Here is a 21061-nt window from a genome sequence, read left to right as displayed (position 1 = left end):
AGCCCCGTGCACTGCAAAGTATTTATGATGCCAGAAGACCAACTCTATAATGTGGTCCCCATGGAGTACGGAGAACTCATCAGGATCAAGGAACTCACTCTCCTAATACTCATAATCCTTGACATAGTGCTCTTAAGCTACATATCCTTCTACCCCTCAAATCCAGGGACCGTGAATGCCATCAACCAGTTTGACCTTTTCCTCTGCATCATACTCTTCCTGGAATTCTCCATCAACCTCAAAAGGGCCGATGACAGAAAAAGATTTCTAAGGGAGAACTGGATGGATATAGTGGCCTTCATGCCTGTGGATTTCTTCAGGGCCTTCAGATTCATAAGGATCATAAGGGTTGTGAAGGTCCTCGCCCTCTTCAGGAAGTACCTCAAGAAGTTCTTCACATTCCTTGTGGACACACACCTTGACCAGGCACTGGGGATACTCCTCTTTGCAATAGTGGGGGGCACACTCTTCTTTTATATGATGGAATCAGGGGTCAACAGATCCCTCCACGGCCCGCTGGACTCCCTCTGGTACAGCATCACAACCACAATCGTGGGCGAGGTTGTTATCCCCCCAACAACACTCTACGGGAAGGCCATAACCAGCATGCTCATGCTTGTGGGGGTCACCTTCGTGGGTTTCCTCACAGCCTCCCTGGCATCCTGGTTCGTTAAAAACCCTGAAGAAGAAAAGGAGATTCATGACAGGATAGAAAACATAGAAAAAAGTATAGAGGATCTTAAAAGGGAGATCAGGGAAATAAAGGACTTGCTGCAGGAGAAATGATGCAACTCCATCACTGAATATACACCGTTACTTTTATACAGAATGGGTCCTTAGCATAAATAAATAGATAAATCAAACGAGGATAACATGGCAAGATCATCCTATATCATCGTTGCAGCCATTCTCATATTTGGAGCATACCTCTACGGTGTAACTGCCCTGAGCCCTGTGGAGCCTGTTGGGCGTCTGGGTTTCGTAAAACTGGCAAACCCTGATATGTACCCAGGACACCCCCAGTCAAAGGTGCTTGCAGAGTACGCGGCCCAGAGGGGGTCCAAGTGTGCCCTTGTGGTCCACTACGCAGGGAGCTCAAACTACAGACACTACAGGGAGGGCAACGTCACCATAATAGAACTCGCATACATCAGTTCAGAGTACAGGACAGATATAGACTGGACCGAGGTCCTCGAATCCTTCATATTTGGAGTGCCTGATGGCAAATACCGTTACAGGGCCGATGGATACGAATTCGACACCCTAGATGAGGCCATGGACTACGTTGAAAGGCTGGCTGCCGAGAAAGGCCAGGAGGGCCCCATGCCCATGGTCTTCCATGGGACCGTCCGGGAGGGTAACGTATTCGTAAACCCCGGCTGTGGCTTCCCCCTCTACGTGCAGATAGCCTGGAAGCAGTACGGGAGACTGGGAGCCTACTATTACATCATAAAGGGCCTTGTCCACCCCTACCTCAACAATCCCTACACTGCATATGAGCTAACCCATGCATCTGACCTTCAGAGGCTCTACAACTCAGGTGCCCTGGACTACACAGGCTATGAGTAACCTATCAGGGGTCTCTGAGTTCCTCTAAAAATCTCCTTTTAACCCTCTGGAAGTCCTCAAGTTTTTCATCTGTCAGGTACCTGTAGAGGAGCCTTATTCGGGGATTTTCAGCTATATAAGTTCTCTTATCACTTAAGAATGTCCAGAAGAGGGAGTCCCAGACCCTGCACCAGTCACCCCTTGCATGGTCACTCATCCTCAGGATGTAGTTCGATGATGATATGTAGGGCTTGGTTGCCATGAGGCCCCCGTCAGCGTACTGGCTCATGCCATAGACATTAGGGACCATCACCCAGTCATAGGAGTCTATGAACATCTCCATGAACCAGCGATAAACCTCATCAGGGTCCGTGCCAAGGAGGAGCATGAGATTACCTATGACCATGAGGCGCTCGATGTGGTGGGTGTATCCACAGGTTAAAACCCTCCTTACTGCGTTATCATAGGGCTCAAGACCTGTTCTGCCATGGTAAAGTTTATCTGTCAGTCTGCCGCTGTGGTTAAAGAAGTTCCTGGTCCTCTGATATGATCCCCTAAGGATGTAAACTGCCCTTATGAACTCCCTCCAGCCCATGACCTGCCTCACAAATCCCTCAACAGAATTGAGGGGGGCATCTGCAGACAGCGCTGCTTTCAGAACCTCCATGGGTGTTAGGAGGCAGATGTTGAGTGAGGAAGAGAGTACAGAGTGGAAGAGGAACGTCTCATCACGGGATATGAAGTCCTGGTAGCTTCCAAAGTTCCTGAGCCTTTTTTCTGTGAAATCCCCCAAAAATATCCGGGCCTCCCTGTGGGTTGTGGGGTAGTTGAAGTGTTCCATGGAGCCCGGGTTATCAGGAAAGCGCTCAGCCACGTAAATCCTGGCCTCACGCACATAACTGTTTTCAGGCAGTTCTATGGGCCTGGGAATATTCATTCCCCGCGGCAGCCTCCTCCTGTTTTCCCTATCAAATGTCCATTTACCGCCCTTGGGCTTGGAGTTTTCCATGAGAATGGAGAGCCTCTTCCTCTCCCTTATGTAGAATGATGTGAGAAAGAACCTGCCATCCCTGAAGTAACTGTTCATGAGCCTCCTTCTGAAGATGAATGGCCCCTCAATCTCAACGAGTTCTGTACCTGTTTCACTGCAGAGCCGCCTCAATCTCCTCTCAAGTTCATGGTCAAGGAGTTCCATTGTGTAGACCCTCTCATATCCCTCAAGGTGGTCCCTGAGGTACCCCATGTCAGGGTCCGGCGTGTAATCTATGTAGCTGACATTCAGGCCCCTTGATTTCAGGTGGTCATAATAGTAGCGCATGGATGCCCTGTGCAGCAGGAGTTTGTTCTTGTGGAACCTCAACCTGAATACAGGGTCTCCGAAGAAGAGCTGGTCCTCCACCACAATGAAGTCTGATGTTTTCTCTGCAGCGGGATGATTCTCCATGAGGTGATGTGGGAAGACAACTGCCATAGATTCCCCTGGCATGTATAATAATTATGTCAGGAGGTGTCTATAAATCTAAAAGTTTTTTAGGATGGCGTGACATAAACTGTTATGGTGTTTATATGGTTAAGTGGGGAGCTGTCATTACTGGATTCATACTTGCGGTTGTTTTTCCGATCATCCTTAGCCCGTTTATTGACCAGGCCTCTGTCCTTGGCTTGTTCCTTGCGGGTTTTGTTGTTGGCCTCATGGCGAGGGAAGGTGCCCCTGGTGGGTTCTGGAATGCCACTGTTGCCGGTGCCTTTGGCGGCATAGTCCTCGCGATTCTCTTAACAATCTTTGGTGCCGTTCTTGGAGGATTCGGAGGATTATTCATCGGAGCATTCGCCGGCGCAGTGCTTGTGTTGGTGCTCCTCTTTGTTTCAATGATCTTCATGGGTATCGGTGGTGCCATAGGGGGTTTCCTTGCAGGTGACTGATCATTAATTTAATCCGTGATGAAGAACTGTGGCCATGCTGCCATAGATAATAATTGTCTGCGACTTATTACTATTTTTTGGGTGCTCCAGTAATAACAAAACTTTAAATATTAAGATATTGTCTTTATTAAAAGGTGATGAATATGTATGATGTTGGAGACCTTGTGGCGGAAAGACCATCCCTTGGTACCATGACAGATATAAAACTTTTCAGGATACTGAGGTTCATGCCCTACTCCATCATTGGTGAGGGCGCCAACGGTATCCTTTACAAGAGCGGTAAGGACCTTGGACGAAGTATGGGACTGAAGAACACTGATGAGGTCGTGAAATTCCTCCATGATAACCGGGTCGGTGAACTTGAGATTCTTGAAGAGAACCCCTACCTCCTTAGGGTCGACGAGTGTCTCAGCTGCGCCGGGCTTCCTGCTTCAGGTAAGGCCCTCTGTCACTTTGAGGGGGGCCTCCTTGCAGGAATACTTGAATCAATGAGCGGGAGACCGGTTGACCTCCGTGAGGTCAGGTGCTGGGGCCTCGGTGACCGTACCTGTGAATTTGAGGAATTTGTTCGATAAACACCACCCCATTTATTTTTTCCACTCATAATACCTTCGGGTATCGATACGGGTCAGAAATACAGATACCTCTGGAATCAGAGGGCAGCCCGGCAGGGTACAGTTTATTCCCACCCCGGATACAGATCCGCCAGAAAACTTATTTTAAAAATAAAAAAGATATAGGACTCTGTAATCTTATTGCTTACCCGGATGATATCAACCAAGAACCCATCCCAGAATCTACCATAAGGAGATTGAGAATGCTAATAGGTGTTATATCCGATACACACATCCCTGACAGGGCCGTTGAGCTTCCCGAGGCAGTATTTGAGGCCTTCAGGGACGTTGAACTTATACTCCACGCAGGTGACCTGACCTCACTAGATGTTCTGAGTGACCTTGAAACCCTTGCACCTGTTGAGTGCGTTCAGGGAAACATGGACCGTCGATATGGTGTAGACAACCCCAGATCAAGGGTATTTGAGATCGGAGCATACAGGGTGGGCCTCATACATGGGGAGGTCTACCCCCGTGGTGATACCCAGCAGCTGAGGTACCTGGGGCTTGAGCTTGGTGCAGATGTCCTCATAAGTGGACATACACATCAGCCCTTCATAACCGAACTTGAGGACATGCTCCTCCTCAACCCTGGAAGTCCTACAGTGCCCCGCCTCACAGATCCAAGCGTCATGATCCTTGAAATTGACGGTGAAAAACTTGATGCCAGGATCATCAGGACAGGGGCGCCTGTCTGCAGATCACTGAACTTCAGGAGGTGACCCCATGGGAAAGCGATGGCAGGCTGAAAGGAAAAAGGACCACTACTACAAAAGTGCCAAGAGGGAGAACTACCGCTCAAGGGCATCCTACAAGTTACTGCAGCTCAACAACCGCTACAAACTGATAAGGAAGGGTGACAGGGTCCTTGACCTCGGGGCCGCCCCCGGGGGATGGTCACAGGTCGCCCTTGAGAAGGTAGGTGAGGAGGGACTTGTGGTTGCAGTTGACCTCCAGAGGATAAAGGGTTTCCCCGCCGAGAACTTCAGGGCCATAATGGGGGACTTCACAGACCCTGCGATAAAGGAGAGGATAATTGAGGAGCTTGGTGGAAGGGCAGATGTGGTTATATCAGATGCTGCCCCATCCCTTTCAGGTATAAGGGACATTGACCATCTTCGCTCGGTGGATCTCGTTGAGAACGTCCTTGATATAGCCTACAGGGTCCTTGAAAGGAAGGGAAACATCCTGATCAAGGCATTCCAGGGCCCCGAACTCGATAAAGTCATAAAGGAAATGAAGAAGGATTTCTGGAAACTCAAAACAACAAAACCCGCCTCATCAAGAAAGGCAAGCGCTGAGATGTACATTGTAGGGCGGGACTTCAAGGGTAGAAGGAAATGGGAGAGGATCATCCATTAGGTCGATGGGAACTTCAAGGAAAAATAAATGGTAGAGAACCTCATCACATGAGTGCCCTCAGATCATTCAGGGCCTGTGAGGCAACCTGAAGCTGATACCTGGCTGTTTTTATACGATCATCAACCTCAGATTTTGGTTTGTTTGTCTCCAGGGCACTTTTAACATCATCAATCGCTGATTTGGCCTTCACAAGTTCTATCTCAGCATTCAGGTACGTCTTTGTCAGGTTATCGTTGTTCCTCTGGTAGACATCCTTTTTAACCGAGTCATACTGGACCTTAAGTGCCGAGTAATCGCTCTGGAGCTTTGCGAGTTCATCGTACTCGGCACCCTTCTCCACACTCCCTGATATGGCATCAGATACCGCATCGACGCCTATATATGCAAATATCAGTATTGTCCCTGCTATGAGAAGCACTCCCAGAATTGATATGGTCATTGAAGTTACCTTAAAGAGGTTTATCCTTGATCTCTTCATGATCTCACCTTACATTCAGTGACTGTGAAAAAAATCTTCATGTTCATACACTTAGGGCTAGTTCACTCACTCAATAATGTTTTATAATGTCGTTATAATATACTTTCATGATGAAAACCGTGGATAAGAGCAAGACACTCACAAAATTCGAGGAATTCTTTTCTTCACTCAATGAGTACAAGGACAGGGTATTTGAGTCCATAGAGAAGTATCCCAACGTCAGATCCATTGAAGTCGACTACCTTGACCTTGAAATGTTCGACCCCGACCTTGCAGACCTTCTAATTGAAAAACCAGACGATGTGATAAGGGCCGCCCAGAAGGCCATAAGGAACATTGATCGCATGAGGAAGAACGTGGACCTCAACATAAGGTTCAGTGGGGTCAGCAACGTCATACCCCTCAGGGAGCTCCGGAGTAAATTCATAGGTAAATTCGTTGCAGTTGACGGTATTGTTAGGAAGACAGATGAGATAAGACCCAGGATAGTTAAGGCCGTTTTTGAATGCAGGGGCTGCATGAGGCTCCACGAGGTCAGCCAGTCCACCAACATGATCACAGAGCCATCACTCTGCTCAGAGTGTGGTGGCAGGTCATTCAGGCTCCTGCAGGACGAATCAGAGTTCCTGGACACCCAGACACTGAAACTCCAGGAGCCACTTGAGAACCTCTCAGGTGGTGAGCAGCCCCGCCAGATAACCGTCGTCCTTGAGGATGACCTGGTTGACACCCTCACCCCCGGGGACATCGTGAGGGTCACAGGTACACTGAGAACAGTCCGCGATGAGAGGACCCGGCGGTTCAAGAACTTCATATACGGAAACTACACCGAGTTCCTTGAACAGGAGTTTGAGGAGCTCCAGATAAGTGAGGAGGACGAGGAAAAAATAAGGGAACTTGCAGCCGACCCCAACATATACGAGAAGATCATAAGGTCCACCGCACCATCAATACACGGTTACCGTGAGGTAAAGGAGGCCATAGCCCTTCAGTTATTTGGGGGGACCGGGAAGGAGCTCGATGATAAGACCCGCCTCCGTGGGGACATACACATCCTCATAGTCGGGGACCCTGGTATAGGTAAGTCCCAGATGCTCAAGTACGTGTCAAAGCTGGCCCCCCGGGGGATATACACAAGCGGTAAGGGTACCTCAGGGGTTGGGCTCACCGCTGCGGCTGTGAGGGATGAGTTCGGTGGATGGTCCCTTGAGGCCGGTGCCCTTGTCCTTGGGGATAAGGGTAACGTCTGTGTGGATGAACTGGATAAGATGCGTGATGAGGACCGTTCAGCCATCCACGAGGCACTGGAACAGCAGACCATAAGCATAGCCAAGGCAGGTATAATGGCAACCCTCAACTCAAGGTGCTCTGTCCTGGCGGCCGCAAACCCAAAATTCGGGAGATTCGACAGTTACAAATCAATTGCAGAACAGATAGATCTTCCATCAACCATACTGTCACGTTTCGACCTGATATTCGTTGTGGAGGATAAACCCGATGAGGAGAAGGACAGGGAACTTGCAAGGCACATCCTGAAAACACATAAGGAGGACCACACCCCCTTTGAAATAGATCCAGAACTGCTGAGGAAGTACATAGCCTATGCAAGGAAGAATGTGAGACCCGTCCTGACAGATGAGGCGATGCAGGTCCTTGAGGACTTCTACGTATCAATGAGGGCCAGCGCAGCCGATGAGGACTCGCCGGTCCCCATAACAGCAAGGCAGCTGGAGGCCCTTGTGCGACTCTCAGAGGCCAGTGCAAAGATAAAACTCAAGGAACACGTGGAGGCAGAGGACGCAAGGAAGGCCATAAAGCTGTCCCAGGCATGCCTGAAACAGGTGGGGTACGACCCTGAGACAGGTAAGATAGACATCGACAAGGTTGAGGGGAGAACACCCAAATCCGAGAGGGACAAGTTCCGCCTGCTACTTGAACTCATAAGGGAATACGAGGAGGACTACGGTGGCAGGGCACCCACCAATATTCTTATAACTGAGATGATGGATAGATATAACGTGAGTGAGGAAAAGGTTGAGGAACTGATAAGGATCCTCAAGGACAAGGGTGCAATATTTGAGCCCGCCAGGGGATACCTTAAGGTGGTCTGAATTTTCCATTACACACTTTTTACCGGAGGTATAGATTATGGATGATTACGAAAAATTACTTGAAAGGGCCATAGAGCAGCTGCCCCCAGAGGTATTTGAAACAAAACGTTTCGAGGTTCCAAAGGCCTATTCAGTTATACAGGGAAACAGGACATTTATACAGAACTTCAGGGAGGTCGCAGATGCCCTCAACAGGGACCCCCAGCACCTTCTGAAATTCCTTCTGAGGGAACTGGGTACCGCAGGTAACCTTGAGGGTGGAAGGGCCATACTCCAGGGTAAATTCACCCACTTTCTCATAAACGAGAGGATAGAGGACTACGTCAACAAATTCGTCATATGCCACGAATGCAACAGACCTGATACAAGGATAATCAGGGAGGGGCGGATATCCCTTCTCAAGTGCGAGGCATGCGGTGCCAAGGCGCCCCTCAAGAACGTCTAGAGAATATAGAGGAGCAGCTATAGAAAATGTTCTGTGTCAGATGCGGTAGTTCTGATTCTGAATTATATGATGGACTCTGCAGGGACTGTTTCCTTGAGGACTACACCATCCTCAGCATTCCCTCCAGAATAGAGGTTTATGTGTGCAGCCACTGCCATGCGAAGCTGATAAGTGGCCAGTGGGTGGATGAGGGCCTCCCTGAGGAGGAAATAGTATACAGGGCCCTTGAGGAAAATATCAGCTGGGAACCCCCTGTTGAAAACCCTGAAATCGAACTGGAAATAATACAGCAGAGGGGCACCATCTACCAGTGCATGGTGGAGGTGGATGCTGAGGTCCTTGGAAGGATGGTGAGCCAGGAGTACGGGGTGGAGGTCCGCCTCACAAACACTGTCTGCCCGGCCTGCAGCAAACAGACATCAGGCTACTACGAGGCTGTGATACAGTTAAGGGCCGATGGAAGGGAACTGGATGAATCAGAAATAGAAAGGGCTGACCTCACAGTTAAAAGGACCCTCTTGAAGCTCTCAAGGAGGGATAAGCTGGCATACCTCCCCCAGAGGGTTGAGGTGAAGGAGGGGGTCGACTACTACATAGGATCCCATAAATCCGCCAGAAAGGTTGTAAGCGCCCTCAGGGAGGAACTCGGCGGCATTGCCAGTGAGTCACCACGGCTAATGGGGCAGGATAGGTCGAGCGGTAAGGGACTCTACAGGACATGGATATCACTCAGACTCCCTGATTTCAGAAGAGGAGACTTCCTCCTGCACCAGGACCGCATGCTCACGGTCCTCGACCTCAGAAAGCGTGGTGTGGCTGTGAAGGACCTTGAGACCCGTGACGTGAAGAACATACTCTGGGGAGAATACGAAAATATTGACCTCGTTGCGAGGGCCGGTGATGTTAAGACAACCACGGTGACTGCAAGATCCCCTGGAAGGATACAGGTGCTTCACCCCGAAACATTTGAACCCGTGGACCTTGAAGCTGACAGTTACACATCAAAACTTGAGATAGGAGAACAGGTTCCTGTTATAGAAATTAAGAAGAGACTCTACATCATTGAGGCGGAGGAATGATCTGATGGATGATACGCTCAACACCATAACCCGTGATGTTCTTGAGGTCATAACACCCGATGAACTGCTGGAGGTCCTTAAGAAGGATGAACCTGTTGTCTACACAGGCTATGAGCCCTCAGGTAAGGTTCATCTGGGACACGCCATAACCATAAGGAAGCTGAGGGAAATGCAGGATGCTGGCTTCAGGGTCAAGATACTCCTTGCCGACTACCATGCATACCTCAATGGTAAGGGAAGCATGGAGCGGATAAGGGAGATGGCCGATTACAACAGAAAATGCTTCCTGGCACTTGGACTCTCCCCTGATAGGACCGAGTTCATCCTGGGTTCATCCTTCCAGACGCAGCCAGAGTACACAGATCTGGTATACAGAATGGCCCTCATAACAACACTCCTTCGGGCCAGGAGGAGCATGGCTCAGATAACAAGGGAATCAGAGGACCATAAGGTTGCAGAGGTTATCTACCCCCTCATGCAGGTCATCGACATGGTCTACCTTGATGTGGATGTGGCTCTGGGGGGAATGGAGCAGCGAAAGATACATATGCTGGCACGTGAGAACCTCCCAAGGCTCGGTTTCGATGCACCGGTATGCATACACACCCCACTGCTCCACGGGACCGACGGTTCAGAGAAGATGTCCTCCAGCAAGGGTAACTTCATTGCAGTGGACGACTCCCCCGATGAGATAAGGGAAAAGGTGAAGGGGAGTTACTGTCCCATGGGGGAGCTGGAGGGTAACCCCATCATCGAAATCGTGAAGTACTTTATAATGCCAGAATATGGCAGGATGACAATAAGGCGCCCTGAGAAATTCGGGGGCGACCTTGAGCTGGACCTTGACGAACTCCTCAATACCTACTCCAGCGGCGACCTTCACCCGCTGGATCTAAAGAATGCGGTCTCAGATTACCTTATTGACATGCTGGGACCTGTAAGAGACTACATGGAAGGTGTTTAGATGCTGTACGACATGAGACTTCCGCCAGGCATAACACACACAACAATGGCTGAGATAATTGATGAATACGAGGTTGAACTGATACAGACAGACGATGGGCCCGTCTTGAGGGGTGAGCTGGAGGAACTTGAAAGGGCAAGGGAACGTATCCTTGAGTCCATCAGAAAGAGGATAGAGGAACTCGAGAATCCAGGGTCCCAGGAAAAATAAATGCATCCCCCCGAATCTATCTTATTCCATCAGGGCATATTCCAAGGTGGGGGGCGATTATCCTCCTTATATCCCTCTGGATGATGTTGAGCCCCCTTGCTGCATCAACAATGTAAAATTCATTTTTATCGGCGAGTTCAAGGTACCTCTCCCTGACACATGAAAGAAATGAGGGGTCCTCGAATTCATCGGTACCGCCACATCTCTCCATTGCCAGTTCAACATCAAGGTCAAGGAGTATGACTATATCAGGTTGTGGTGCAAACCTGTTTATCTCAGAAACCCATTCAGCGGGTTCCTGGTAAACCATGCTGGAATAGTAGCACCTGTCACTCACCACAACACTTCCACTCCACTCCCCCTCAATTTTACTTCTGAGAGTCAGGCGGTCCGCTGCAAAGAGTAGTGCCAGTATCCTCTGCCCATCGGGGGTCCTGGAATCTGGACTGGAGAGCATCTCCCTTATGAGGCCCCCTATCCTGGAGTCTGTTGGTTCCCTAACATTAAAGACACTGTATCCGTTTTCCCTGAGCCACTCCGCGGTGAGGACGGAATGTGTTGTCTTACCTGACCCATCAATTCCCTCAAAGCATATGTACATAGAGATTAATCTATCGGCGAAGGTAATAATATCTTCCCTATGGGTTGAAATCATGACACGAAATCATGACATAACTTTATAATGCTTTAGATACAGAATTATAGTATTAATTTTATTATAGAGGTGGAACATGTCAAAAGCCAAGGTCATGGTGGTTGAGGATGAGAGCATAGTTGCCATTGATATAAGCCAGCGCCTTGAAGCCCTGGGTTACCAGGTTACAGCCACAGTTTCCACCGGTGAAAAGGCCGTTGAAATGGCTGAAAAAACAAGGCCAGACATCATACTGATGGATATTGTCCTCAAGGGGGACATGGATGGTATAGAGGCTGCCGGGGAGATAACCAAAAGGATGAAGGTTCCCATAATCTACATAACCGCCTATTCCGACGAGGAAACCCTCAAAAGGGCCAAGATAACAGGGCCCTTTGGATACATAATAAAGCCCTTTGAGGACCGGGAACTCCACAGCGTCATAGAGGTCGCACTCCACAAACACCAGCTGGAGAGGAGGCTTGCAGAGAACGATGAACTCTTCAGGGCCATACTCTCATCAATAAGGGATATACTGTTCACTGCCGACAGCGATGAAAGGCTAACCATGATATCACCAGGGCCGCTTGCAGAATACGGCCTTGATGCAGATGAAGTTCAGGGTGAAAAGGTCAGCGAGGTCTTCGGGGACAGGATTCACAGCGAAATGATTGAAAGGGCGCTCAATGGGGAAACCGTTAGCTATGAGTGGGTCTGGAAGCCCAAGGATAAATTTCATTTTGAAACAACCCTATCACCGCTCCGTGACTTTGAGGGCAATATAAATGGGGTTGTGGGTGTCCACAGGGACGTCACCGAAAAGGAAGTTGCAAGAAGGGCTCTTGAAAGGGAGACAACAATAAACAAAAGCCTTGCAGAGATATCAAAGAAACTCCTATCCCCCCTTTCACTCGAGGAGATATCTTCGAGCATAATTGAAAGGGCAAAAAAACTGACAGGCAGCAGATACTGCATGGCTGGCTTCTTTGAGTCAGACGGTAGCCTGAGGAATTACTTCCCATCAGAGGAGGTGGGGAAGGAATGTCATCCAGACGCCGAATCCACTGAGATGGGTGGTCTCTGGAACCTTGTGCTCAGGAAAAGGGAACCGGTTCTCGTAAATGACCCCTCCTCACACCCTGAATCCACTGGGGTCCCTGAGGGTCACATTGAAATAAAGAACTTCCTGGCATGCCCCGCTCTACTCAACGATGAACTTGTGGGAATACTCGCAGTTTCAGGGAAGGATGGGGACTACGATGAAAGGGATCTTGAGGTAATGGAGCGCCTTGCAGACATATATGCAATCGCGATTCACAGAAAAATTGAAGAGGACCGTGTCAGGGCCAGTGAGGAGAAGAACAGGGCCCTTGTACAGAAATTCCTCAAGATAGTTACCGAGGTCCTTGAGGAGATAAAATAAATCCTTATTCTGTTTGGAGGTAACAGTACTTGGAAATCCCGGAACTCCTTGCACCTGCAGGTTCACCTGATTCCTTCAGGGTCGCCATCAATGCGGGGGCCGATGCCGTCTACCTCTCAGGGAAGGACTTCGGTGCACGGCACTATGCAGAGAACTTCAGTTTGCAGGAAATTCGTGAGGCAGTGGAATACGCCCATCTGCATGACAGAAATGTGTATGTAACTGTCAATACCCTCCTAAGGGACTCTGAACTTCTAGATGTTGCCGAATACCTCCAGGAACTCTCCAGTGCAGGTGCAGACGCTGTGATCATACAGGACCCCGCACTCCTGGTTCTGAGGGATGAATTATCCCTTGACCTCCCATTCCATGCCTCAACCCAGATGACCATACACAACAGGGCAGGGATAAGATGGGCTGAGAAGATGGGCCTTGAGAGGGTTATACTTGCAAGGGAGCTCTCCATTGATGAGGTCAGGGCCCTGGCGGCTGAATCAGACGTGGAGCTTGAGGTTTTCATACATGGAGCGCTGTGCTACAGTTACTCTGGCCAGTGCCTTCTATCCTCATTTATAGGTGGTAGAAGCGGCAACAGGGGCCGGTGCGCCCAGCCATGCAGGAAGAGGTATGAACTCCTTCAGTTAAAACCCTCAAAGAGGAGGATGCCACTAAGGGAGGAGTACCTCCTATCCACGAGGGACATTTCAGCCTACATGCACCTCAGGGAACTGGTTGAAGCCGGAGTCCGATCCCTGAAGATAGAGGGACGGATGAGGTCCCCTGAATACGTTGCCACCACAGTGAGCGTCTACAGAAGGGCCCTTGATGAGATAAAAAGTGGTGGGTGGAAGCCATCACAGGAGGAGTTTGAGAAGCTAAAACTGACCTTCAACAGGACACTCACAGGAGGACACCTCTTCAGGGAGGACTTCATGGGACGGGAATACCCGGGTGACAGGGGCCTCCCGGTGGGCTATGTTGAGAAGTACGCAGGTGGCAGGGCCCATATAAGGATAACCTCCCGTATAAAACCAGAAGCGGGTGATGGACTCTTCTTCCAGGGAACAGGTAGAGGAATGTATGTCCATGACCACAGATATGATGGCAGCTTACTCTCCATTCCTTCAGGACCTGTAAAAGAGGGTACACGGGTTTACCTTACAGGGAGGAAGAGCCTCCAGAAATTCACTGAAAAACTTAAAAGATCATCTCCAGGAAAGTGCTGGGATATTGAACTGAAATTCACTGCAGATAAAGATGGAATGGTTGATCTAACCGCAGAATGGATGATGAATGGGTTGAGGCTCAGGGAATCGGTTGAAACACAGTTTGAGAGGGCCCTCAAAAGGCCCCTCAATGAGGATACAATAAAGGATCACCTGCTGAGGGCCGGAGATAAACCATTCAGACTTACCTTAACCGAATTCAGGTACCCTGGGGGGCTATTTTACCCCATCAGCCGCCTCAACGCCCTCAGAAGGGAACTTCTGATGAGGGTCGAAAGAAGGATACTCAGAGAGAGAAGACCCCACCATCACCATCCAATGCTTGAATTTGATCACCCTGCCAGGAGACTTCCAGAGGAGCCCTGTATATCCGTCTATGTTGAGGACCTCAAGGCAATGAAATCTGCCCTGAGGGCCGGTGCAGGTAGGGTTTACCTGGAACCCCAGGTTCATGGTGACTTCAGGAGCTGTGACGGTGACGACATCATCGGTGTTCTGGAGAGGGCCTCTGAGGTTTCATCCAGATACGGTGCTGAAACTGTATGGAAGTGGCCTGACATAACCCATGACTGGCTCTTTGAAAGGCTCCTTGAAATTGAAGGGGACCTCTCCATGGACCTCATGGTGGGTGGTTACGGTATCCCTGACCTGATAAACTGTGATGTGAAGGTGTATGGATCACCCGCCCTCAACATTTTCAACAGCCGATCAGCGGCCCTCCTATCAGGCAAGTTCCACATACTGACCCTCTCACCTGAACTATCCTGGAAGGACCTTCAGAGGATTCAGGTACCATCTGAAATAATCGTCCATGGGAACCTCACCGCAATGGTGACCCGGGACAACCTCTGGAAACTTGCACCCCCTGACTTCGATACATCCACCGGTTCCAGGTGGGGTATCATGGATAGGAGGGGTGACGTCTTTCCCATAAATCAGCTCCTTGGCTGTGAAACGGTAATCATGAATTCAAGGGAGACCTGCCTCATTGACTTTTTACCCTCCCTTCTTGATGCAGGCTTCAGGAACTTCTCCATCGACTGCCGTATTCAATCCCCCAGGAGGACAGGTTTACTTGTTGAATCATATGTGAGTGCCCTTGAATCACCCGAAAGGATCCCTGATATCAAGGAGCGCATTGTAATGGAAAGTCCCTCAGGGGTAACGGCATCACACTTCAGGAGGGGTCTTGCAGAATAATGGTATTCTTGCCGATGCCCACCTGAATACTTTCCATGTGCACTCTGAATTCATATATATTCCAGTAACTCCACATAGTGGGCATGATGAAGTCCATCAATTCTGTCGGGGAAGCCCTCACAGATGTCAGCGGGATAGGGGAAAAGCTGGCGCAGAAGATAATAGACGAACTCGGGGGAGAAAAGGAGCTTTTAAAGGCGGTTGAAAACCTTGAAATTGACAGGATCGCATCAATTGAAGGTATAAGTCAGCGCAAGGCCATCGAAATAACCAGTGAGCTCCTGGGAAATCCTGTTCCATCCTTCCTGAAAACTGAAAGGGCGTTTCAGATTTACCAGGAAATAGTTGAGACCATCAGTTCATATGCCCATACCGACTATGCCCGTAACCGGCTAATGCTTCTCCACCCCTCAACAGATACTGATGCCATTAGGAGCCATATTGTAATGGTCATGGAATCAAAGAAAATGGTCTCTGAACTTCCTGTTGAAGATTTAAGGGATCTCCTGAAAAAAATTAAAAGGCCTGAAAACCCCCAGCCCCCATTCAATCCATCAAGGGCCATACTGGTGGAGACAAGAGAGGACTATGATCACATGATAGACATGGGCCTCAACCGTTACCATCCAGTGATAATGAACCCTGAACAGGGCGAACTCGATGAATACGAACTGATAATCTATGTCTACTCCGAGGGAATGATTGACCTGGAGGACACATTCAACACGGTAATGGTCACAGCAGATTCAGAAAGACATGAGATTGTGCCGGAGGATGTCCTTGGATATTTCAGGGCAAACATTGACCTCCTGCGTGGCGCCCTTGAAATCAAACGGATTCTCGGTATGGAAACCTGTCTTGATGAGGTCGTAGCAATAATGGAGGATCTGGGTAGCCTTGAAGATGAAGAAGTTGACATTGGTGAGGCCGTGAACTCTGTGAAGGCATGGGCTGATTCAGAATTAAGGGACCTCATAAAGGATATCGATCTTAAAGGCGAGGAGGTCCTGGCCCTCCTCAATCAGGGTATGACCGGTAAACTGGAGAGAATATTCGATGATGTCCTCAAAAAGGCCTGTGAGATGATAAAGAGAAAGACAGGCGTTGAGTTCGATCCCTTCATAAAATCGTACCCCCTCAAGATCGATCAGCGGGAACTTGAAAGGGTTAAACGTCTTGAATCAGCATCAAGAAATATAAGGAGGTTTGAAAGGAGGGTCAATGCGGCATCAAGGCTCAGTGAACTCAGAGAAGCTGTTGAAAATGAAATAAGGGAGCTGATGGAATTTGACTACCGCTTCGCCCTTGGCCTCTTCGCCCATGATTACGGGCTCGTTGAACCGGAATTCGGTGATGAGATCATCCTCAGGGGGGCACTGCACCTCAACCTGGTTGGATCAGAAAAACCGCAGCGAATTGACTATGAACTGGGTAACCCTGATAATGTTGTGCTCCTCACCGGTGCCAACAGTGGTGGAAAAACAACCCTTCTTGAGACACTTGCCCAGGTGACAATGATGGCCCAGATGGGGCTTCCGGTATGTGCACTTGAGGCCAGGATAAGGCCAGTTGAGGAGATTCACTTCATCTCAAAGAAGAGGTCCCTGGATGCCGGTGCCTTCGAGTCATTCATAAGGACCTTCACCCCTGTGACAATGAGTGGAAGCTCAAAGCTCATACTTCTCGATGAACTTGAGGCAATAACCGAACTTGATGCCGCAGTGAAGATCATAGCAACCTTCATAGAATTCATAATGGAATCTGAATCCATTGCAGTTATTGTGACCCACATGGCCCGTGAAATACTCAAGTACGTGGATGTGCGGGTTGATGGTATCGAGGCAAGGGGGCTTGATGAGAACTATAATCTCATTGTGGATAGAACACCCAGGATAAACTATCTTGCAAGGAGCACCCCTGAGCTGATCATAAGGATGATATATGAGAAATCAGGTGATGATGAGAGGATGGTTTACCGCAGGATACTTGAAAAGTTTCAGAAAAACGGATAAATCTGAATAATTATATCATTTACCATGATAACCCATCTCAAGGACCGTCTCCTGGATCTTAAAAGAGAGCAGAAGGACATCTATGAAATATTCAACCGCATATACGATGTTGAATGTGCTGAAGGACACCTTAAGGTGAGTGAAAGCCTCAAAGAGAGGTTTGGAATAAAATTTATTGAATCCGCTGAAAATCAAAGGATAATAAGCACATACAACCGCTGGACGGGTGAAGGATCACTTTTTAATTCCATGCGCCTTAAAAAGCCTGCCATGGATACTGAACCCGCCAGAAAGGTTCTTGATGAACTTATCGAGGATAAAAAGAGGTGTGACTTCTGCAAACCAGAACTGTACACACCTGAAGATGAATTCGGACGTGTTGTGGGAAGGCACTCCATTACAGCATCAAACAGAGCCAAGTATGATGCATGGAGCGGCCTTCTGATATTCAGAAAACATGACCCCCTTGACTTCACCCTGGAGGAATTCTCAGATTACCTCATAACAGCCTCAGAATGGTTTAAAATGGCAGAGAAATCCTCAGGATTTCATTTTCCATTCCTGGTATGGAACTGCCTCCCACGGGCAGGGGCATCCCAGATCCACGGCCACATGCAGCTTCTCCTGGGCAGGAGACCCTATGCAAGGATTGCATTCCTTGATGATGTCTCCAGGAGATACAGAAAACGTTATGGTTCATCATACCATGATGATGTCTTCTCAGTCCACCAGGCCCTTGGACTTGGTGTTGAATCAGGAGAAGCATGTGTATATGCAAGTATAACCCCCCTGAAGGAAAAGGAGATCATCATAACATTTAAAACAGATGCCGCCAGGGATTCTGATCTCCAGAATCACCTCTTCAAGATATTAAGGTGCCTGATAGATGAATGTGGCGTCTACAGCTTCAACATGTCCATGCACCCATTTAATGCAGAAATGGAGATCCCTGGCATCATAAGAATCATAGACCGTGGAAACATTGCATCAGCATCGTCTGATATGGGCGGTATGGAACTCTTTGGAAGTTCAGTCATCGGAAGCGACCCCTACATCATATTCAACAGAATTAAAGGTGCCCTTGATGCCTGAGTATTTATTTGATTTTCTTCATGAACTCGAATACCTGAAGAATCCCGGCAGGACAGCTATAATCACTGATATCGACGGTACAATAAGTGAAATAGCACCAACACCCTCTGAAGCCCGCGTAGATGAAGAGATGAGGGAAGTTCTCAGGAAAATCTCAAAACGCTACAGTGTACTTGCCTTCATAAGTGGAAGGCCTGTGAATGAGGCACTCAGGATGGTGGGGGTCCCTGAGGCAATATATGTTGGAAACCATGGCCTTGAGTATATCATAAATGGGAGGTATGATCGCTTCAGAGAGGTTGAGGAGTACATTCCCATCATCAGAAAATGTGCCCTTGAGCTCAAGGAGAAATCCCCCGATGAGAATATCATATTTGAGGATAAGGGTATCTGCTATTCCATACATTACAGGCAGTGCACTGACCCTGAACTGACAGAGAAAAGGATAATGGATACCCTCAGAGGGATGCCTGAATCCCGGGGAATACGTGTGGATCACGGGAGAATGCTCGTTGAGCTCAAACCCCCAGTGGAGTACAATAAGGGCCTCATAGTCCGGAAAATCATAGAGGAATCAGACGTATCATCTGCAGTGTACCTTGGAGACGACGTCACCGATGCCGATGCCTTCAGGGAACTCAGAAAACTAGAATCTGAGAGAAAAATCAAAACTGCATCTGTAATTGTGATCTCAAAGGAGATACCCGATGAAATAAAGGATTCAGCCTCCTTTTATGTGTCAGGGGTCCCCGAGGTCCTCAAATTTCTTAAGTGGCTCTTAAAATAGGTTTATTTCTCCATACCTTATCTTTTTAAGTGAATCTTAAAATAAGTTTATTTATTCATAACATATTATATACTGGCTGAAAATACTTATTAGATGAGGGCAACATAATATTATCCATGACATCTGTGGTTGTCATGGCGGGGGGTAAGGGTACAAGGATAAGACCTTTAACATTTTCAAGACCCAAACCACTTGTACCTGTTGCAAATAGACCCATACTGGATTATATAATTCAGAGGGTCATTGATTCTTGTTACAGTAAGATTATAATGACGCTGGGGTATCTCGAGGACCAGATAAGTTCATATGTCTCATCAAGGTATCCTGACCTTGACTTCAGGTTTTCATCCGAGAAGAAGCTCCTTGGAACCGCAGGGGGTGTTAGGGCGGCGGCCAGTGATATTGATGAAACCTTTATCGTCCTCAGTGGAGATGTGCTCTTTAACCTTGACCTCCAGCAAATGGTCAGTTTCCACAGAAAGAAGGATGCACTTGTTACCGTGGCCCTCACACCAGTTGATGACCCTTCACATTACGGCATAGCGGTTCTCGATGATGATGGGAGAATAACACGTTTTCATGAGAAACCCCGTCCAGAGGAGGTCTTCAGCAAAATCGCAAATGCAGGCATATACGTCATGGAACCTGAGATCTTCGATTACATACCTGAAGGAAACTCTGACTTTTCAGCTGACATCTTTCCTGTTTTGATAGAGGAGAACAGGGAGGTATATGGATTCGTTTTCAGTGGTTACTGGAATGATGCGGGTAAACCAGATACATTCCTTAAGGCCAACCATGACGCCCTCAATGGTCAGATAACACCCCAGCCTGAAGGTGAACTTTTAAATGAGGTTCCAGGTCGATTTGGAGACATATGGGTGGGTCAGGATGTGGTTATAGGTGAGGGGGTTCGTATAGCTGGACCTGTGGTTATAGGTGATGGTGCAGAGATAGATGATGGTGCATTCGTAGGCAGGGAAACCGTGATTGGACCCGGAGTTTATGTGGGAAGTGACAGCTTCGTGAGGGGTTCTGTTATTTTTGATGGTAGCAGAATTGAGGAAGGCTCCCAGCTTGTAAACTGTGTTATTGATGAATTCTGCGATATCAGGGAGAACTGCATCGTTGAAAGGTGTGCCATTATAGGCCGTGGTGCCCTTCTGGAACCATCAACCATTATCAGGTCCCACTGCAGCGTCAGCAACAACCTCAGGATACTCTCAGGTTCCCTGCTTGACTCAGATTATCCCATCGTGGCTGAACAGTGATTCCAATGGCAAGGTACGTCCAGGATATAAGGGGCTCTGTTAACCGGGACATAGACTGCTCGTTTGCCCTCAACCTTGGGATGTTGATAGGTGACTACGTAAGCTGTAGGCGTGTCTTGATAGGTAGAGACGCGCATACACCGTCTCAGATGATAAAGAGAGCCATAGGAACCGGGTTGATGGCTGCTGGAGTGGATGTTATTGATTTTGGTGTTGCAACGGTCCCTGTTATACATCATCATATGGAGCGGTTTGACAGTCATCTGATGATAAATGTCTCGCGCTCCCCACTCAGAGCAGATGAAATAAACATAAAACTCCTCAGCAATCATGAAATTCCACTTGAACAACGCCCCACAGTTTATGCAGACTGGAATCAACTTGGAAAGCTTCGATATGTCAATAACTATCTTGACTCCTATATCAAATCAATACTTGAATTCATATCCCCCTCTGTAGGAAACCATGAATTTATGGTGGTCCTGGGGTACGACGAGGGGTCCCCATGGAACATTGAGGCAGATATACTCAACCGGCTCAACTGTCAGACCATAAACATAACATTCAGAGGGTCGCTATTTGGTAAAAACTTTCCCCTTGCGAATGCCTCCAGCATATCCATGATAGCAGATGTTGTGAAGGCAACCGGCGCAGATATGGGTGTCATACTGGATAACGATAG

At 48.4% G+C, this 21061-nt stretch carries 21 protein-coding genes (1 of these 21 cut by a window edge); 18 read left to right on the top strand and 3 right to left on the bottom strand.

Annotated elements, in window-relative coordinates:
- Positions 1–60 precede the first annotated feature (60 nt).
- Together OXN82_RS00720 and OXN82_RS00715 are read left to right on the top strand one after the other, a co-directional pair.
- Complete coding sequence (locus tag OXN82_RS00720) at positions 61–786, top strand: ion transporter (protein ID WP_321211576.1); 726 nt, start codon at positions 61–63, stop codon at positions 784–786.
- Between the two features lie 87 nt (positions 787–873).
- Positions 874–1569, top strand: coding sequence for a hypothetical protein (locus tag OXN82_RS00715; protein WP_321211574.1), 696 nt, complete (start codon positions 874–876; stop codon positions 1567–1569).
- Between the two features lie 4 nt (positions 1570–1573).
- Here the strand turns inward: OXN82_RS00715 and OXN82_RS00710 are convergent, their stop codons facing one another.
- A complete protein-coding gene (locus OXN82_RS00710; protein WP_321211573.1) occupies positions 1574–3019 on the bottom strand; it encodes a cryptochrome/photolyase family protein in 1446 nt (481 codons plus the stop codon).
- A 95-nt stretch (positions 3020–3114) separates the two neighbouring features.
- Here OXN82_RS00710 and OXN82_RS00705 point away from each other — a divergent pair, with 95 nt between their 5' ends.
- From OXN82_RS00705 to OXN82_RS00690, 4 genes are all read left to right on the top strand, one after another.
- On the top strand, positions 3115–3471 hold the full coding sequence (locus OXN82_RS00705; protein WP_321211572.1) for a DUF5518 domain-containing protein: 357 nt from the start codon (positions 3115–3117) through the stop codon (positions 3469–3471).
- A 143-nt stretch (positions 3472–3614) separates the two neighbouring features.
- Positions 3615–4046 carry a DUF2507 domain-containing protein gene (locus OXN82_RS00700; RefSeq protein ID WP_321211571.1) on the top strand — a complete coding sequence of 144 codons (432 nt, stop codon included), beginning with the start codon at positions 3615–3617 and terminating at the stop codon, positions 4044–4046.
- Positions 4047–4288: 242 nt separating this feature from the next.
- On the top strand, positions 4289–4807 hold the full coding sequence (locus OXN82_RS00695) for a metallophosphoesterase (RefSeq protein ID WP_321211570.1): 519 nt from the start codon (positions 4289–4291) through the stop codon (positions 4805–4807).
- 4 nt (positions 4808–4811) lie between these two features.
- A complete protein-coding gene (locus tag OXN82_RS00690; RefSeq protein WP_321211569.1) occupies positions 4812–5447 on the top strand; it encodes an RlmE family RNA methyltransferase in 636 nt (211 codons plus the stop codon).
- Between the two features lie 43 nt (positions 5448–5490).
- Here the strand turns inward: OXN82_RS00690 and OXN82_RS00685 are convergent, their stop codons facing one another.
- Entirely contained in the window at positions 5491–5925 is a 435-nt protein-coding gene (locus OXN82_RS00685; protein ID WP_300478759.1) for a hypothetical protein, read from the bottom strand.
- Positions 5926–6035: 110 nt separating this feature from the next.
- Between OXN82_RS00685 and mcm the strand changes: the two genes are divergently transcribed.
- Genes mcm through OXN82_RS00660 form a run of 5 tightly spaced genes read left to right on the top strand, consistent with a single transcriptional unit; the run spans position 6036 to position 10734 of the window.
- Positions 6036–8036 (top strand): minichromosome maintenance protein MCM, encoded by a 2001-nt coding sequence (gene mcm, locus OXN82_RS00680; protein WP_414855691.1) that lies wholly within the window; start codon positions 6036–6038, stop codon positions 8034–8036.
- Positions 8037–8073: 37 nt separating this feature from the next.
- Positions 8074–8481 (top strand): translation initiation factor IF-2 subunit beta, encoded by a 408-nt coding sequence (locus OXN82_RS00675; RefSeq protein WP_013295174.1) that lies wholly within the window; start codon positions 8074–8076, stop codon positions 8479–8481.
- A 26-nt stretch (positions 8482–8507) separates the two neighbouring features.
- A complete protein-coding gene (locus OXN82_RS00670) occupies positions 8508–9560 on the top strand; it encodes a 60S ribosomal export protein NMD3 (protein WP_321211567.1) in 1053 nt (350 codons plus the stop codon).
- A 4-nt stretch (positions 9561–9564) separates the two neighbouring features.
- Positions 9565–10524 carry a tyrosine--tRNA ligase gene (locus tag OXN82_RS00665; RefSeq protein ID WP_321211566.1) on the top strand — a complete coding sequence of 320 codons (960 nt, stop codon included), beginning with the start codon at positions 9565–9567 and terminating at the stop codon, positions 10522–10524.
- The gene (locus OXN82_RS00660; protein ID WP_013295171.1) at positions 10525–10734 is read left to right on the top strand and encodes a hypothetical protein; all 210 of its coding nucleotides are present in this window, start codon (positions 10525–10527) and stop codon (positions 10732–10734) included.
- 16 nt (positions 10735–10750) lie between these two features.
- Here the strand turns inward: OXN82_RS00660 and tmk are convergent, their stop codons facing one another.
- A complete protein-coding gene (tmk, locus tag OXN82_RS00655) occupies positions 10751–11335 on the bottom strand; it encodes a dTMP kinase (RefSeq protein WP_321211565.1) in 585 nt (194 codons plus the stop codon).
- Between the two features lie 130 nt (positions 11336–11465).
- Here tmk and OXN82_RS00650 point away from each other — a divergent pair, with 130 nt between their 5' ends.
- The 7 genes from OXN82_RS00650 to OXN82_RS00620 form a co-directional block, all read left to right on the top strand.
- Complete coding sequence (locus tag OXN82_RS00650) at positions 11466–12791, top strand: GAF domain-containing protein (RefSeq protein WP_321211564.1); 1326 nt, start codon at positions 11466–11468, stop codon at positions 12789–12791.
- 29 nt (positions 12792–12820) lie between these two features.
- Entirely contained in the window at positions 12821–15217 is a 2397-nt protein-coding gene (locus OXN82_RS00645; RefSeq protein ID WP_321211563.1) for a U32 family peptidase, read from the top strand.
- A gap of 83 nt (positions 15218–15300) precedes the next feature.
- Positions 15301–17229 (top strand): endonuclease MutS2, encoded by a 1929-nt coding sequence (locus OXN82_RS00640; RefSeq protein ID WP_321211562.1) that lies wholly within the window; start codon positions 15301–15303, stop codon positions 17227–17229.
- A gap of 24 nt (positions 17230–17253) precedes the next feature.
- Positions 17254–18321 (top strand): hypothetical protein, encoded by a 1068-nt coding sequence (locus OXN82_RS00635; RefSeq protein WP_321211561.1) that lies wholly within the window; start codon positions 17254–17256, stop codon positions 18319–18321.
- Positions 18314–19108, top strand: a complete 795-nt coding sequence (otsB, locus tag OXN82_RS00630) for a trehalose-phosphatase (protein ID WP_321211560.1) — start codon at positions 18314–18316, stop codon at positions 19106–19108. The genes OXN82_RS00635 and otsB overlap by 8 nt, the downstream gene beginning before the upstream one ends.
- 116 nt (positions 19109–19224) lie before the next feature.
- Positions 19225–20379, top strand: a complete 1155-nt coding sequence (locus OXN82_RS00625; protein ID WP_321211559.1) for an NDP-sugar synthase — start codon at positions 19225–19227, stop codon at positions 20377–20379.
- Positions 20380–20384: 5 nt separating this feature from the next.
- Positions 20385–21061, top strand: partial view of a phosphomannomutase gene (locus OXN82_RS00620; protein WP_321211558.1) — the 5' portion only. Its footprint extends 625 nt past the window's final position; 677 of the gene's 1302 nt are visible here — the first part of the coding sequence; it begins with the start codon at positions 20385–20387; the stop codon falls past the right edge of the window.

This window comes from Methanothermobacter sp. DP, from assembly GCF_026692625.1.
Lineage (GTDB): Archaea > Methanobacteriota > Methanobacteria > Methanobacteriales > Methanothermobacteraceae > Methanothermobacter > Methanothermobacter marburgensis.
This window is presented reverse-complemented; position numbering and strand designations above follow the sequence as displayed.